This window comes from Streptomyces sp. NPDC086766 (assembly GCF_044746005.1).
Taxonomy (GTDB): domain Bacteria; phylum Actinomycetota; class Actinomycetes; order Streptomycetales; family Streptomycetaceae; genus Streptomyces.
The window spans coordinates 623,628-638,710 of sequence record NZ_JBIVBI010000001.1 but is presented as its reverse complement, the minus strand read 5'-3'; the positions used below and the strand labels follow the sequence as shown (position 1 = coordinate 638,710).

Genomic DNA, 15,083 nt, shown 5'->3' with positions numbered 1-15,083 from the left:
GCGCAGCACCTGCCGTCCCCCCACAGGGGCCGACGTTGCCTGCTGAAAGGACTGATTGTGCGACAGCGTTCTCTGGTGATTCTTACCTCCGTTCTCACCACCGGAGCTCTGACTCTCACCGCCTGCGGCTCCCGCGACAACGGCAAGAGCGGCGACAGCGGGTCCGGCACCACGCTGACGATCGGCGTCGACGCGCCCCTGTCCGGTGAGAACTCCACCACCGGCCTCGGCATCCAGTACGGCGTCCAGATCGCGGTGGACGACGCCAACAAGAACAACTGGGTCCCCGGCGTGAAATTCAAGGTCAAGGCCCTGGACGACAAGGCGCAGCCCGCCACCGGCCAGTCCAACGCCACCGCCCTCGTCGGCGACAACACCACCGTCGGCGCCGTCGGCCCGCTGAACTCGGGCGTCGCCCAGTCGATGCAGCAGGTGTTCAACTCGGCCAACATGGTCGAGATCTCCCCCTCGAACACCAACCCCGAGCTGACCCAGGGCAAGGACTGGCAGACCAGCAAGAAGCGGCCGTACAAGTCGTACTTCCGCACCGCCACCACCGACGCCCTGCAGGGTGGCTTCGCCGCCGACTACGCCTACAACGGCCTCAAGAAGAAGAAGGCCTTCGTCGTCGACGACAAGCAGACCTACGGCGCCGGCCTGGCCAAGATCTTCAACGCGTCCTTCAAGAAGCTCGGCGGCAAGGTGGCCGGCACCGACCACGTCAACACCGGCGACAAGGACTTCGGCTCCCTGGTCACCAAGATCAAGAACTCGGGCGCCGACATCCTCTACTACGGCGGTCAGTACGACGAGTCCGCGCTGATCACCAAGCAGCTCAAGGACGCCGGCGTCAAGATCCCGCTGTTCGGCGGCGACGGCATGTTCGCCTCCACCTACATCGACACCGCCGGCAAGGCCTCCGAGGGCGACCTCGCCACCTCCGTCGGCGTCCCCGCGGACACCCTGCCCGCCGCCAAGCAGTTCATCGAGACCTACAAGTCCAAGGGCTACAAGGGCGACTACGCCGCCTACGGCGCCTACGCCTACGACGCCGCCACCGCCATCATCAAGGCCGTGAAGGCCGCCACGGACGCCAACGGCGGCAAGCTCCCCAGCGACATCAAGAACGACCTGCGCAGCAAGGTCGTCGACGCCGTCCAGAAGTCCGACTTCGAGGGCATCACCGGCAAGGTCGCCTTCGACGAGTTCGGTGACACCACCAACAAGCAGCTGACGGTCTACCAGGTCGAGAACGGCAAGTGGAAGGCTGTGAAGACCGGCACCTTCAACGGCTGATCGCCAGCCGCCAGCAACACGCAGCACGGGCCGCGCGGAAGGAGGACCCCGACCGCGCGGCCCTTTCCACACCCAGACCCCGCACACGACAGTGCACACGACCACCAGTGACATGGAGGCCACGCGGTGAACACCCTGCCGCAGCAGCTGGCCAACGGGCTGCTCCTAGGCTCGATGTACGGGCTGATCGCCATCGGCTACACGATGGTGTACGGCATCGTCCAGCTCATCAACTTCGCACACGGCGAGATCTTCATGACCGGCGCCTTCGGCGCGCTCACGGTCTACTTCTACATCCTCCCCGACGGCACCACGATGTGGGCGGCGGTGCCCCTGATGCTCGTCGGCGGCGGGATCGTCGCCGTCCTCGTAGCGGTGGGAGCGGAACGATTCGCCTACCGGCCCCTGCGGCAGGCGCCACGACTGGCCCCCCTCATCACGGCCATCGGCCTCTCCCTGGCCCTCCAGGAGGTCGTCCGCAACTTCTACCCCGGCGCCGACAAGGCCCGCTCCTTCCCGAGCCTCGACACCACCCACGACCTCGGCTCGGTCACCATCAAGGACGCGGACATCTTCCTCATCCTCGCCGCCATCGTGTGCATGTCCGCCCTGGCCTGGTTCGTCCGCAAAAGCCGCACCGGCCGCGCCATGCAGGCCACCGCGCAGGACCCCGACACCGCCCAGCTCATGGGCATCGACACCAACCGCATCATCGTCGTCGCCTTCGCCATCGGCGGATTCTTCGCCGCCGTCGCCGCCGTCTCCTACGGCCTCAAGTACGGCAACATCGACTACCGCATGGGCTTCCTGATGGGCCTCAAGGCCTTCACCGCGGCCGTCCTCGGCGGCATCGGCAACATCTACGGCGCCATGCTCGGCGGACTCGTCCTCGGCATCGCCGAAACCCTCGCCTCCGCCTACATCGACGAGATCCCCGGCATGAACCAACTCGGCGGCCAGAGCTGGGCCAACGTCTGGGCCTTCTGCCTCCTCATCCTCGTACTGCTGTTCAGGCCACAGGGCCTGCTCGGCGAGCGCGTCGCGGACAGGGCGTGATCACATGACCGAGACGACCAAGACCCCCGCCACCCCGCCCGCGGACGCCGCGACCTCGCCGGCCCCCCAGGGCCTCATCCCCCTCCCGACCGCGGCAGCCCGCGCCCTCACACTCGTCGGCGGCATCGCCACCGCCGCCTCCGCGTTCCTCGCCTGGACCTGGACCGCCGACTTCCCCGGCGACCTGACCGTCTACGGCTACCCCGGCGGCCTGCAGTGGCTCACCTTCGTAGGCGGAGCTCTGGTGGCCCTCTTCGCCCTCGCCGGATACGGCATCCGCGGCCTCGACTGGCTCGCACCCGCCGGGCCCACCGGCCCCACCGTCCTGACCGCGCTGGGCGCCCTCGGCGTCACCTGGTACACCGTCATCGCCATCGCCGTGAAACTCGGCGGGCTCGTCAACCTCGAACCGGGCGGCTACGTAGCGGCCCTCGCCTCCCTCGCCACCGTCATCGGCGCATTCGGCCTGCCGGCCGGCGCCGACGAGACCCGCAGGGCGAAGGAGACCTTCACCGCCTACCTCAACACCCACGGACGCTCCAGGCTCCGACTCGCCATCGGCGGCGTCAAGTTCCTGAACGCGTACATCGGCAAGCCCGAGCACATCCGCCCCGCCCAGCCGACCGCCCCCTGGATCCAGCGGCTCGCCATCACCGCCGTCACCCTCGCCGGCCTCGGCATCTTCACCTACGGCATCGACACCGAATACGGCGAACTCTTCATCGGCTACCTCATCGTCGTCGTCTTCGCGATGTGGGCCCTGCACAGCGCCGGCCTCCTCGACCGGTTCTCCCGCCTCGTCGCCGCCAACCGCAGCTTCACCCTCGCCATGGGCTTCGTCGCGGCCATCCTCTTCCCCTTCACCCAGACCGACGACCACTACGCCAACATCGGCGTCAACATCCTCATCTTCGGCACCGTCGCCCTGGGCCTGAACATCGTCGTCGGCCTCGCCGGCCTCCTCGACCTCGGCTACGTCGCCTTCCTCGGCGTCGGCGCCTACACCGCCGCCCTCGTCTCCGGCTCCGAGTTCTCCAAGTTCTCCGGCGTCCAGTTCCCCTTCTGGGCCGCCGCCCTCACCGGCGCCGCCGCCTCCCTCGTCTTCGGCGTCCTCATCGGCGCCCCGACCCTGCGACTGCGCGGCGACTACCTCGCCATCGTCACCCTCGGCTTCGGAGAGATCTTCCGCATCGCCGTCAACAACATGGACGGCGTCTCCGGCCCCGACATCACCAACGGCCCCAACGGCATCCCGTCCATCCCCGACCTCAACTTCTTCGGATTCAACTTCGGGGAAGCACACGACCTCGGCGGCTTCTCCCTCGGCCGGTTCGCCAACTACTACCTGCTGATGGTCCTCATCATGGCCATCGTCGTCCTCGTCTACACCCGCGCCGCCGACTCCCGCATCGGCCGCTCCTGGATCGCCATCCGCGAGGACGAGACCGCCGCCACCGCCATGGGCATCAACGGCTTCCGCGTCAAGCTCATCGCCTTCGCCCTCGGCGCCACCCTCGCCGGCCTCGCCGGCACCGTCAGCGCCCACGTCACCTACAGCGTCGTACCCAACCCCTACCAGTTCGCCGGCGCCGCACCGCCCAACTCCGCCTTCCTCCTCGCCGCCGTCGTCCTCGGCGGCATGGGCACCGTCGCCGGCCCCCTCCTCGGCGCCGCCCTGCTCTACCTCCTCCCCGAGAAGCTCGTCTTCCTCCAGGACAAGTCGCTGCTCGCCTTCGGCATCGCACTCATCCTGCTCATGCGCTTCCGCCCGGAAGGCATCATCGCCAACCGCCGCCGCCAGCTCGAATTCCACGAGACCGGCCAACTCGACGTACCAGAACAAACGACGCTGACCGACGAACCGGCCGTCACCAAGGCAGGGGCGTAACGAACCATGACGACACCCGTACTCGAAGCCCGCGACGTCACCATGCGCTTCGGCGGCCTCACCGCCGTACGCTCCGTGGACTTCACCGTCAACAGCGGCGAGATCGTCGGCCTCATCGGCCCCAACGGCGCCGGCAAGACCACCTTCTTCAACTGCCTCACCGGTCTCTACGTCCCCACCGAAGGCACCGTCTCCTACCAGGGACAGGTCCTCCCGCCCAAGCCCCACCTCGTCACCAAGGCCGGCATCGCCCGCACCTTCCAGAACATCCGGCTCTTCGCCAACATGACCGTCCTGGAGAACGTCCTCGTCGGCCGCCACACCCGCACCAAGGAAGGCCTCTGGTCCGCCCTCCTGCGCGGCCCCGGCTTCAAGAAAGCCGAAAAGGCCAGCGAAGAACGGGCCATGGAACTCCTGGAGTTCATCGGCCTCGCCCACAAGCGCGACCACCTCGCCCGCAACCTCCCCTACGGCGAACAGCGCAAGCTGGAGATCGCCCGCGCCCTCGCCAGCGAACCCGGCCTGCTGCTCCTCGACGAACCCACGGCCGGCATGAACCCGCAGGAGACACGGGCCACCGAAGAACTGGTCTTCGCCATCCGCGACAAGGGCGTCGCCGTCCTCGTCATCGAGCACGACATGCGGTTCATCTTCAACCTCTGCGACCGCGTCGCCGTCCTCGTCCAGGGCGAGAAGCTCGTCGAAGGCACCTCCGAGGTCGTCCAGGCCGACGAACGCGTCGTCGCCGCCTACCTCGGCGAACCCTTCGAGGGCGACCCCGCGCAGACCGAGCCGGAGGACGCCCCCGCGACGGAGACCGTCACCGACGCCGTCCCCACCGAGGCCACCGCCGACAACGCCGCCGAGGACACCGAGGCCGCACCAACCGAGACCGCGGACGCCGGGACCGCGACGCCCGCCGCGGACACGGAGGGCCCCGCCAGCACCAAGGGAGAAACCCAGTGACCGCACTGCTCGAGGTCGAGGACCTCAGGGTCGCCTACGGCAAGATCGAAGCCGTCAAGGGCATCTCCTTCAGCGTCGAAGCCGGACAGGTCGTCACCCTCATCGGCACCAACGGCGCCGGCAAGACCACGACCCTGCGCACCCTCTCCGGCCTCCTCAAGCCCACCGCCGGCAAGATCATGTTCGACGGCAAGCCCCTCAACGGCGTCGCCGCCCACAAGATCGTCGCCCTCGGGCTCGCCCACTCCCCCGAAGGCCGGCACATCTTCCCCCGCCTCACCATCGCCGAGAACCTCCAGCTCGGCGCCTTCCTCCGCAAGGACAAGGCAGGCATCGAGAAGGACATCCAGCGCGCCTACGACCTCTTCCCCATCCTCGGAGAACGCAGGAAGCAGGCCGCCGGAACCCTCTCCGGCGGAGAACAGCAGATGCTCGCCATGGGCCGGGCCCTCATGTCCCAGCCCAAACTGCTCATGCTCGACGAACCCTCCATGGGCCTCTCCCCGATCATGATGCAGAAGATCATGGCCACCATCGCCGAGCTGAAGTCCGAGGGCACCACCATCCTGCTCGTCGAGCAGAACGCCCAGGCCGCCCTCTCCCTCGCCGACCAGGGCCACGTCATGGAGGTCGGCAGCATCGCCCTCTCCGGCACCGGACAGGACCTGCTGCACGACGAATCCGTCCGCAAGGCCTACCTGGGCGAGGACTGACCCCACCCAGGGCGAGAACGAGGAGGCCCGCTTCCCCCGGCCGGGGAAGCGGGCCTCCTCGCACAACGGAACGTTCAGTCCTTGTCGGCCTTCGCGCCCTTCGAAGCCTTCTTCTCCTCGGAATCCTGGATGACCGCCTCCGCGACCTGCTGCATCGACATACGGCGGTCCATCGACGTCTTCTGGACCCAGCGGAACGCCGCCGGCTCCGTCAGCCCGTACTCCGTCTGCAGGATCGACTTCGCCCGGTCCACCAGCTTCCGCGTCTCCAGACGCTGGGAGAGGTCCGCGACCTCCTTCTCCAGCGCCTTCAGCTCCGTGAAACGCGACACCGCCATCTCGATCGCCGGCACCACGTCGCTCTTGCTGAACGGCTTCACCAGATACGCCATCGCACCGGCGTCCCGGGCACGCTCGACCAGGTCACGCTGCGAGAACGCGGTCAGCATCAGCACCGGGGCGATACTCTCCCCAGCGATCTTCTCCGCCGCCGAGATACCGTCGAGCTTCGGCATCTTCACATCGAGGATCACCAGGTCCGGGCGGTGCTCACGGGCCAGCTCCACGGCCTGCTCACCGTCACCGGCCTCCCCGACGACCGAGTAGCCCTCCTCCTCCAGCATCTCTTTGAGGTCCAGCCGGATCAGCGCCTCGTCCTCGGCGATGACGACACGGGTCGTCAGCGGAGGCACGTGCGACTTGTCCTCGTCGGGCACGTCAACGGGCTGGGGCGACTCGGCGGTCACGGGGGCGCTCCTTGGTTCCTGGGCAGGCAGGTACTGCTCCCAAGAGCCTACCTAGCTGCGGTAAGGTGGTCGGGCAGCGGGTCAGGGGTAACCTTCGATTCGTTGGGCCCCGGTAGCCCAATTGGCAGCAGGCAATGGATTCAAAACCCATACAGTGTCGGTTCGAGTCCGACCCGGGGCACTTTTCCTAAGTTTCCAAGGTCAGATCTGGAAAGCGGATATCCACGCTCTGGTGAACATCCGCTTTTCGCTGCATGTCGTGACAGTGGGCGACCGACCGTGTTCACATGTACCACGGAACACGAGTACGACAGAAGGCCCTGACCCTGCTGCGCAACGGCGCGAAGAACGCGGACGTCGCCCGAACCCTGAACATCCCCACTGGAACGATCAGCTACTGGAAGCACATCGATCGCGCCAAGCGCGGTGAGTGCCCAGGAGCGCACCAGTCGGCTTGTCCTCGCTGCGAGGGCGACCTGAACCGTCCGGCGTATGCGTACCTGTTGGGCCTCTACCTCGGCGACGGACACATCATCCAGAACCGAGCCATGCGATCGCCGAGTCTCTCGGTCGCATGCGGTGAGGCGTGGCCCGGCCTCATGGACGCTTGTGAAAACGCCATGCGGTCCGTCTTCCCCAACAACTCAGTCTGCCGCGTACGCCGAAAAGGCTGCCGCGAGGTCAAGCTCTACTCCAAACACATCTGGTGCCTCTTCCCGCAGCACGGCCCCGGAAGGAAGCACGAGCGCACCATCGCTCTGGACCCCTGGCAACAGGAGATCGTCGACGACCATCCCTGGGAGTTAATCCGAGGTCTCATCCACTCCGACGGCTGCCGGATCACCAACTGGACGACCCGCCTAGTCGGCGGTGAACGCAAGCGCTACGAATATCCCCGGTACTTCTTCACCAACGTCTCGGGCGATATCCGGCGGCTCTACACAGACACACTCGACCGTCTCGGCGTCGAGTGGACCCCGTGCACACGCAACGGGACCCCGTACAACATCTCCGTCGCCCGCAAAGCCTCCGTGGCCCTCATGGATCTGCACGTCGGTCCCAAGCACTGACCGCCGCCGATCCCCTACTTCGGGCTGTCGTCCTCGCCGATGTGGTGGACGCGGACCATGTTCGTGGAGCCGGAGACGCCGGGGGGCGAGCCCGCCGTGATGACCACGATGTCGCCGCGCCGGCAGCGGCCGTACTTGAGCAGCAGCTCGTCCACCTGGTCGACCATCGCGTCCGTGGAGTCGACGTGCGGGCCCAGGAACGTCTCCACGCCCCACGAGGCGCTGAGCTGGGAGCGGGTGGCCGGCTCGGGGGTGAAGGCCAGGAGCGGGATCGGGGAACGGTAGCGGGAGAGGCGGCGGGCGGTGTCGCCGGACTGGGTGAAGGCGACGAGGAACCTGGCGCCGAGGAAGTCGCCCATTTCGGCGGCGGCGCGGGCGACGGCGCCGCCCTGGGTGCGGGGCTTCCTGCTCTCGGTGAGGGGTGGCAGGCCCTGGGCGAGGATGTCCTCTTCGGCGGCTTCGACGATGCGGGACATGGTGCGGACGGTTTCGACGGCATATTTGCCGACGCTGGTCTCGCCGGACAGCATGACGGCGTCGGTGCCGTCGATGACGGCGTTGGCGACGTCGCTGGCCTCGGCGCGGGTGGGGCGCGAGTTGTCGATCATGGAGTCGAGCATCTGGGTCGCCACGATCACGGGTTTGGCGTTGCGCCTGGCGAGTTTGATCGCGCGCTTCTGGACGATCGGGACCTGTTCGAGGGGCATTTCGACGCCGAGGTCGCCGCGGGCGACCATGATGCCGTCGAAGGCGGCGACGATGTCGTCGATCGCGTCGACGGCCTGGGGTTTCTCGACCTTGGCGATGACGGGGAGGCGGCGGCCCTCGTCGTCCATGATGCGGTGGACGTCCTTGATGTCGCGGCCGCTGCGGACGAAGGAGAGGGCGATGACGTCGAAGCCGGTGCGCAGCGCCCAGCGCAGGTCGTCCTCGTCCTTTTTGGACAGGGCGGGGACGGAGACGGCGACGCCGGGCAGGTTGAGGCCCTTGTGGTCGGAGATCACGCCGCCTTCGACGACGGTGGTGCGGACGCGGGGTCCGTCGACGGCGGTGACTTCGAGGGCGACTTTTCCGTCGTCGACGAGGATGCGTTCGCCGGGGGCGACGTCGGTGGCGAGGCCGGCGTAGGTGGTGCCGCAGGTGTGGCGGTCGCCTTCGGCGCCGTCTTCGACGGTGATGGTGAAGGTGTCGCCGCGTTCAAGGAGTACGGGTCCTTCGCGGAAGCGGCCGAGGCGGATCTTCGGGCCCTGAAGGTCGGCGAGGAGGCCGACGCTGCGGCCGGTCTCGTCGGCGGCTTTGCGGACGTGTTGGTAGCGCTCCTCGTGTTCGGCGTGGCTGCCGTGGCTGAGGTTGAATCGGGCGACGTCCATTCCGGCGTCGACCAGGGCTTTGATCTGGTCGTACGTGTCGGTGGCGGGCCCCAGTGTGCAGACGATTTTCGCTCGGCGCATGGGTTGAGCCTAGGCCTTACCGGTCGGTAGTGAATTGGTGTGGGGTGACTGCTCAACAACCTTTGAATGAAGGGTTGTTGACAAGTATTGAAGTGTGCGTGGACCTGCTCCGATGAGCATGTCGGTGGTCTGTCAGGGCAGCCGGGGCGGTGTCATGGTGAAGCGGGCGTTGACGGCCGCGTGGACGTGCTGCTTCTGGGGTTCGAGGTCGAGGGGTGGGGCGGGCGTGTCCTCGCCGGCGCCCGCGTAGGCGGCCATGGAGCGCATACGGGTGGTGGCCCGCGGGAGGGGTTCGGGGTTCTCCGCGCCGGTGTCGGCGAGTTCCACGAGGGCGGTGAGGGTGGCGCCGAGGGCTTCGGCGTAGTCGCGGGCGCGCTGGAGGGCTTCGCGGACGGCTTGCCGGCGGGCGTCGCGGTGGACGGGTGAGTCGGGGCGCAGGGTCCACCAGGGGCCGTCCACTCGGGTGAGTTCCAAGTCGGCCAGGCGGGTGGTGAGTTCGCCGAGGGCGGTGAAGTCGGTGAGTTCGGCGGTGAGGTGGACGAGGCCGTGGTGGGTGCGGACGCGTTCGCCGCGGCCGCGCTGGGCGAGTTCGGGGGTGAGGGTGAGGTGGCCGGTCTCGATGCGTTCGACGGCCGGTCCGTAGCTTTTGAGGAGGTCGAGGACCTCGGTGTTGCGTCGGGTGAGGTCGTCGAGGGTGGAACGGCGGTCCTTGCCGCGGGCGCTGACGGTGATGCCGATGCGGGCGAGGTCGGGGTCGGTTTCGAGGTGGGCTTCGCCGCGGACGGCGATGCGGGGGGTGTCGGGGGTGCCGTAGGGGGCGGGGAGCGGGGGTTCCTCCGGTGCGGGTGTGGTCATACGTCCCACTCTGTCACCGGTGACCGGTTTTCCGCTCCTGCCGGTCATCAGATCGAAACCTCCTGGACCTGTTGCGGCTAGTCATGGACGGGTCAGAATCTACGCGCGTCGTTGACCCTTTCGGACGCCCTTGACCCTTCTACGAGGAGAGCCAGACATGCCGTTGGACCGTCGGAAGTTTCTGAAGAAGTCCGCCGTGACGGGGGCTGGGGTCGCGCTGGCCGGTACGGCGGCTCCGGCGGCGCGGGCTGCCGAGGCCGAGGAGGCGCAGCAGCCGGGGAGGCCCGCGAAGCGGTACTCCCTGACCGTCATGGGCACCACCGACCTGCACGGGCACGTCTTCAACTGGGACTACTTCAAGGACGCGGAGTACGTCGACAAGGCGGGCAACGCGCTGGGTCTGTCCCGGATCTCGACGCTGGTGAACGAGATCCGTGAGGAGAAGGGCCATTGCAACACGCTGCTGATCGACGCGGGTGACACGATCCAGGGCACTCCGCTGACGTACTACTACGCGAGAGTGGACCCGATCACCGCCGAGGGTGGCCCGGTGCACCCGATGGCGCAGGCGATGAACGCGATCGGGTACGACGCGGTGGCGATCGGCAACCACGAGTTCAACTACGGTATCGAGACGCTGCGGAAGTTCGAGTCGCAGTGCGACTTCCCGCTGCTCGGTGCGAACGCGCTGGACGCGAAGACGCAGCTTCCGGCCTTCCCGCCGTACTTCATGAAGACGTTCCGGGTGCCGGGCGCGCGGCCGGTGAAGGTGGCCGTGCTGGGCCTGACGAACCCGGGTATCGCCATCTGGGACAAGGCCTATGTGCAGGGGAAGCTGACGTTCCCGGGGCTGGAGGAGCAGGCGGCCAAGTGGGTGCCGAAGCTGCGGTCGATGGGCGCGGACGTGGTGATCGTGTCGGCGCACTCGGGTGCGTCGGGTACGTCGTCGTGGGGTGACCAGCTGCCGTACGTGGAGAACTCGGCGGCGAACGTGGCGCGGCAGGTGCCGGGGATCGACGCGATCCTGGTGGGCCACGCGCATGTGGAGATCCCGGAGCTGAAGGTCGTCAACGAGCAGACGGGGAAGACGGTCGTGCTGTCGGAGCCGCTGTGCTACGCGGAGCGGCTGACCCTGTTCGACATCGAGCTGGTGTTCGCCAAGGGTCGGTGGGAGGTGGAGTCGGTCTCGGCCTCGCTGCGCAACTCCAACTCGGTCGCGGACGACCCGAAGATCACCAAGCTGCTCACCGACGAGCACGAGGCGGTGGTGAAGTACGTCAACCAGGTGGTCGGCAGGGCGACGGAGACGCTGACCACGGTCGAGGCGCGCTACAAGGACGCCCCGATCATCGACCTGATCACCAAGGTGCAGGAGGACGTGGTGAAGGCCGCGATGGCCGGCACCGAGTACGCCGCTCTGCCGGTGATCGCGCAGGCCTCGCCGTTCTCCAGGACGTCGGAGATCCCGGCGGGCGAGGTGACGATCCGGGACCTGTCGAGCCTGTACGTGTACGACAACACGCTGGTCGCGAAGCTGATGACGGGCGCGCAGGTGCGGGCGTACCTGGAGTACTCGGCGGAGTACTACGTGCAGACGGCGGCCGGTGCGCCGGTCGACGTGGACAAGATGACGAACGCGAACGGCCGTCCGGACTACAACTACGACTATGTGTCGGGGTTCCGGTACGACATCGACATCGCGCAGCCGGCGGGTTCGCGGATCAAGAACCTGACGTACGCGGGTGCGGCGCTGGACGACGCGCAGCAGTTCGTGCTGGCGGTGAACAACTACCGGGCCAACGGCGGTGGCGCCTTCCCGTACGTCGCCTCGGCGAAGGAGCTGTGGTCGGAGTCGACGGAGATCCGCACGCGGATCGCGGAGTGGGTGACCGCGAAGGGTGTGCTGGACCCGAAGGACTTCGCGTCGGTGGACTGGAGGCTCACGCGCGACGGCACTCCGGTGTTCTAGTGCGGTCGCCGTCGTGGTGACGGTGGATGTGCGGGTGGCGGCGTCGGCGCGGGGTGTGCGTCGGCGCCGTCGCCGTGTCCGCGCGGCGTCGGTCTTCGGCGTCGGGGGTGTCTCAGCGCTGGTCGACGAGGGGGGTGAGGGTGACGCGGCGTCCCGGGGGCGGTACCTGCGGCTGGGGGGTGAGGCCGAAGGTGGTGAAGGCGGTGCGGGCGGGGAGCGGGTAGGGCTCGGTGCCGGTCACGGCGTTGAGGATGGTCGCGCTGCGCCAGGCGGCGAGGCCGAGGTCGGGGGTGCCGACGCCGTGGGTGTGGAGTTCGGCGTTCTGTACGTAGACGTGGCAGCCGGTGGCGGTGACGGACGGGTCGAGGACGAGGCGGAAATGTTCGTCGACGCGGGGCCGTTCGTGGCTGTCGCGGCGCAGGTAGGGGTCCAGGCCGGCGAGGAGTGCGGTGAGGGGGCGTTCTCGGTAGCCGGTGGCGAGGACGACGGCGTCGGTGGTGAGGCGGGAGCGGGTGCCCTGTTCGACGTGTTCGAGGTGGAGTTCGACCTTGGTGGCGGCGACGCGGCCGGCGGTGCGGACGCGGACGCCGGGGGTGAGGACGGCGTCGGGCCAGCCGCTGTGCAGGGAGCGGCGGTAGAGCTCGTCGTGGATGGCGGCCAGGGTGTCGGCGTCGATGCCTTTGTGGAGCTGCCACTGGGAGGTGATGAGCTGGTCGCGGACGGGTTCGGCGAGGGCGTGGAAGTAGCGGGTGTAGTCGGGGGTGAAGTGTTCCAGGCCCAGCTTGGAGTACTCCATGGGGGCGAAGGCGGCGGTGCGGCCGATCCAGTGGAGTCGTTCGCGGCCGGGTGGGCGGCGGCGGAGGAGGTCGAGGAAGATCTCGGCGCCGGACTGTCCTGATCCGACGACGGTGATGTGGCCTGCGGTGAGCAGGGCGTCGCGGTGGTGGAGGTAGTCGGCGGCGTGCAGGACGGGTACGCCGGGGGCTTTGGTGAGGGGGCGGAGCGGTTCGGGCACGTGGGGTTCGGTGCCGATGCCGAGGACGACGTTGCGGGTGTGGGTGCGGCCGAGGGCCTCGGCTTCGCCGTTCGTGCCGAGGCGGGTGAAGTCGATGTCGAACAGGGCGCGTTCGGGGTTCCAGCGGACGGCGTCGATCTGGTGGCCGAAGTGGAGTGCGGGGAGGTTCTGGGAGACCCAGCGGCAGTAGGCGTCGTATTCGGCGCGCTGGATGTGGAAGCGCTCGGCGAAGTAGAAGGGGAAGAGCCGGTCGCGGGCCTTGAGGTAGTTGAGGAAGGACCAGTCGCTGGCGGGGTCGGCGAGGGTGACGAGGTCGGCGAGGAAGGGGACCTGGATGCGGGCGCCCTCGATGAGCAGGCCGGGGTGCCATTCGAAGGCGGGGCGCTGTTCGTAGAAGGCGGTGTCGAGGCCGGGGAGCGGGTGGGCGAGGGCGGCGAGGGAGAGGTTGAACGGTCCGATGCCGATGCCGACCAGGTCGCGGGGGGCGGCGGGGGTGTGGCCCGGGGGAAAGGGGGTCGGTCTCATCGGGGGGTGCTTCCTTCCACCAGTTTCAGGAGGGCGGCGAGGTCGTCGGGCCGGGTGTCGGGGTTGAGGAGGGTGGCCTTGAGCCAGAGGCGGTCGGCGAGGCGGGCGCGGCCGAGGACGGCGCGGCCGTCGGTGAGGAGTCCGCGGCGTACGGCGGCCACGGCGTCGTCGGATGCGCCGGTGGGCCGGAAGAGGACCGTGCTGATGGTGGGCCGGTCGTGGAGTTCGAAGCCGGGGTGGTCGCGGACGAGGTCGGCGAACTCGCGGGCGCGGGCGCAGACCTGGTCGACGAGGGCGCCGAGTCCGGACCGGCCGAGGGTCTTGAGGGTGACGGCGATCTTGAGGATGTCGGGGCGGCGGGTGGTGCGCAGGGAGCGGCCGAGGAGGTCGGGCAGGCCCGCCGCGGTGTCGTCGTCGGCGTTGAGGTAGTCGGTGTGCTGGTTGAGGACGGCCAGGTCGCGGGGGTGGCGGACGGCGAGGAGGCCGGCGGGGACGGGTTGCCAGCCGAGTTTGTGCAGGTCGAGGGTGACGGTGTGGGCGGCTTCGAGGCCGGTGAGCTTGTCGCGGTGCCGTTCGCTGAAGAGGAGGCCGCCGCCGTGGGCGGCGTCGATGTGGAGGCGGGCGCCGTGGGCGGCGCACAGGCCGGCGATCTCGGGCAGCGGGTCGATGAGGCCGGCGTCGGTGGTGCCGGCGGTGGCGGCGACGAGGAGGGAGCCGCGCGGGCCGGCGAGGTCGCTGAGGGCGCTGTGCAGGGCGCCGAGGTCGAGGGTGCCGGTGGGGGCGGGGACGGTCACGGGTTCGGGCAGGCCGAGCAGCCAGGCGGCGCGGGCCAGGGAGTGGTGGGCGTTGGCGCCGCAGACGAGCCGGACGCCGTCGTGGGCCTCGCGGGCGAGGAGCAGGGCGAGCTGGTTGGACTCGGTGCCGCCGGTGGTGACGACGGCGTCGGCCAGGCCGGTCTCGTGGGCGAGTTCGCGGGTGAGGAGGGCTTCGAGCGCGGAGGCCGCGGGGGCCTGGTCCCAGGAGTCGAGGGAGGGGTTGAGGGCGCTGACGGCGAGGTCGGCGGCGGTGGCAACGGCGAGCGGCGGGCAGTGCAGGTGGGCCGCGCACAGGGGGTCGGCGGGGTCGGCGGCGCCCTCGGCGAGGGCGTGCACGAGGGTGCGCAGGGCTTCGGGGTCGCCGTGGTCGGGCAGGACCTCCCCGACGGCTTCCCGGAGTCGGGCGGCGACCGCCGCCGGGCCGCCGGTGGGCAGCGGTCCCCCGCGTGCGCGCCGGCCGCTGTCCAGGGCGTCGAGCACGGTGTCGAGCAACGGCCGCAGGGCAGCGGGGCCTTCGGGTCCCGAGGCGAGGGGCGGAGCGCTCATGGACTGTCCTCCGTGGCGCGGGGGCAGGGACTTCCAGCTTGTACGCAGGCGGGTCCGACGCGCCCGGAAAGTCCGGCGATCGGAACCCGAAAGGGGGAACTGCCGTGCGGGGAAAGCGTGTCGGGCCCGCCGGTGGGTGCGTCGTCTTCGGTCGGATGGACCGGGGGGCGCT

The 15,083-nt window shown here is 68.9% G+C and carries 12 protein-coding genes and 1 tRNA gene; 8 read left to right on the top strand and 5 right to left on the bottom strand.

Annotated elements, in window-relative coordinates:
• Window positions 1-72: 72 nt before the first annotated feature.
• The 5 genes from ACIPM1_RS02840 (at window position 73) to ACIPM1_RS02820 (ending at window position 5,919) form a co-directional block, all read left to right on the top strand.
• Window positions 73-1,296, top strand: coding sequence for a branched-chain amino acid ABC transporter substrate-binding protein (locus ACIPM1_RS02840; RefSeq protein ID WP_356195526.1), 1,224 nt, complete (start codon window positions 73-75; stop codon window positions 1,294-1,296).
• Between the two features lie 126 nt (window positions 1,297-1,422).
• Window positions 1,423-2,352, top strand: a complete 930-nt coding sequence (locus ACIPM1_RS02835; RefSeq protein ID WP_402427975.1) for a branched-chain amino acid ABC transporter permease — start codon at window positions 1,423-1,425, stop codon at window positions 2,350-2,352.
• Window positions 2,353-2,356: 4 nt separating this feature from the next.
• Window positions 2,357-4,240, top strand: coding sequence for a branched-chain amino acid ABC transporter permease (locus ACIPM1_RS02830; RefSeq protein WP_402427972.1), 1,884 nt, complete (start codon window positions 2,357-2,359; stop codon window positions 4,238-4,240).
• Window positions 4,241-4,246: 6 nt separating this feature from the next.
• A complete protein-coding gene (locus ACIPM1_RS02825; RefSeq protein ID WP_402427969.1) occupies window positions 4,247-5,206 on the top strand; it encodes an ATP-binding cassette domain-containing protein in 960 nt (319 codons plus the stop codon).
• On the top strand, window positions 5,203-5,919 hold the full coding sequence (locus ACIPM1_RS02820) for an ABC transporter ATP-binding protein (RefSeq protein WP_356195512.1): 717 nt from the start codon (window positions 5,203-5,205) through the stop codon (window positions 5,917-5,919). Before ACIPM1_RS02825 ends, ACIPM1_RS02820 begins: the two co-directional genes overlap by 4 nt.
• Before the next feature lie 74 nt (window positions 5,920-5,993).
• Here the strand turns inward: ACIPM1_RS02820 and ACIPM1_RS02815 are convergent, their stop codons facing one another.
• A complete protein-coding gene (locus tag ACIPM1_RS02815) occupies window positions 5,994-6,665 on the bottom strand; it encodes an ANTAR domain-containing response regulator (protein ID WP_402427966.1) in 672 nt (223 codons plus the stop codon).
• Window positions 6,666-6,771: 106 nt separating this feature from the next.
• Between ACIPM1_RS02815 and ACIPM1_RS02810 the strand changes: the two genes are divergently transcribed.
• Both ACIPM1_RS02810 and ACIPM1_RS02805 read left to right on the top strand, forming a co-directional pair.
• Window positions 6,772-6,846 (top strand) — tRNA-Leu (locus ACIPM1_RS02810).
• Window positions 6,847-6,952: 106 nt separating this feature from the next.
• The gene (locus tag ACIPM1_RS02805; protein WP_402427963.1) at window positions 6,953-7,735 is read left to right on the top strand and encodes a helix-turn-helix domain-containing protein; all 783 of its coding nucleotides are present in this window, start codon (window positions 6,953-6,955) and stop codon (window positions 7,733-7,735) included.
• A gap of 14 nt (window positions 7,736-7,749) precedes the next feature.
• On the opposite strand, the gene pyk is transcribed toward ACIPM1_RS02805, so the two are convergent.
• Together pyk and ACIPM1_RS02795 are read right to left on the bottom strand one after the other, a co-directional pair.
• The gene (gene pyk, locus ACIPM1_RS02800; protein ID WP_402427960.1) at window positions 7,750-9,186 is read right to left on the bottom strand and encodes a pyruvate kinase; all 1,437 of its coding nucleotides are present in this window, start codon (window positions 9,184-9,186) and stop codon (window positions 7,750-7,752) included.
• Between the two features lie 132 nt (window positions 9,187-9,318).
• Window positions 9,319-10,041 (bottom strand): SIMPL domain-containing protein, encoded by a 723-nt coding sequence (locus ACIPM1_RS02795; protein ID WP_402427957.1) that lies wholly within the window; start codon window positions 10,039-10,041, stop codon window positions 9,319-9,321.
• A gap of 157 nt (window positions 10,042-10,198) precedes the next feature.
• Here ACIPM1_RS02795 and ACIPM1_RS02790 point away from each other — a divergent pair, with 157 nt between their 5' ends.
• Window positions 10,199-12,010 (top strand): bifunctional metallophosphatase/5'-nucleotidase, encoded by a 1,812-nt coding sequence (locus tag ACIPM1_RS02790; protein ID WP_402427954.1) that lies wholly within the window; start codon window positions 10,199-10,201, stop codon window positions 12,008-12,010.
• A 112-nt stretch (window positions 12,011-12,122) separates the two neighbouring features.
• On the opposite strand, the gene ACIPM1_RS02785 is transcribed toward ACIPM1_RS02790, so the two are convergent.
• Both ACIPM1_RS02785 and ACIPM1_RS02780 read right to left on the bottom strand, forming a co-directional pair.
• Complete coding sequence (locus tag ACIPM1_RS02785) at window positions 12,123-13,550, bottom strand: lysine N(6)-hydroxylase/L-ornithine N(5)-oxygenase family protein (protein ID WP_402427951.1); 1,428 nt, start codon at window positions 13,548-13,550, stop codon at window positions 12,123-12,125.
• Window positions 13,547-14,911, bottom strand: coding sequence for a pyridoxal phosphate-dependent decarboxylase family protein (locus ACIPM1_RS02780; RefSeq protein ID WP_402427948.1), 1,365 nt, complete (start codon window positions 14,909-14,911; stop codon window positions 13,547-13,549). The genes ACIPM1_RS02785 and ACIPM1_RS02780 overlap by 4 nt, the downstream gene beginning before the upstream one ends.
• Window positions 14,912-15,083 lie beyond the last annotated feature (172 nt).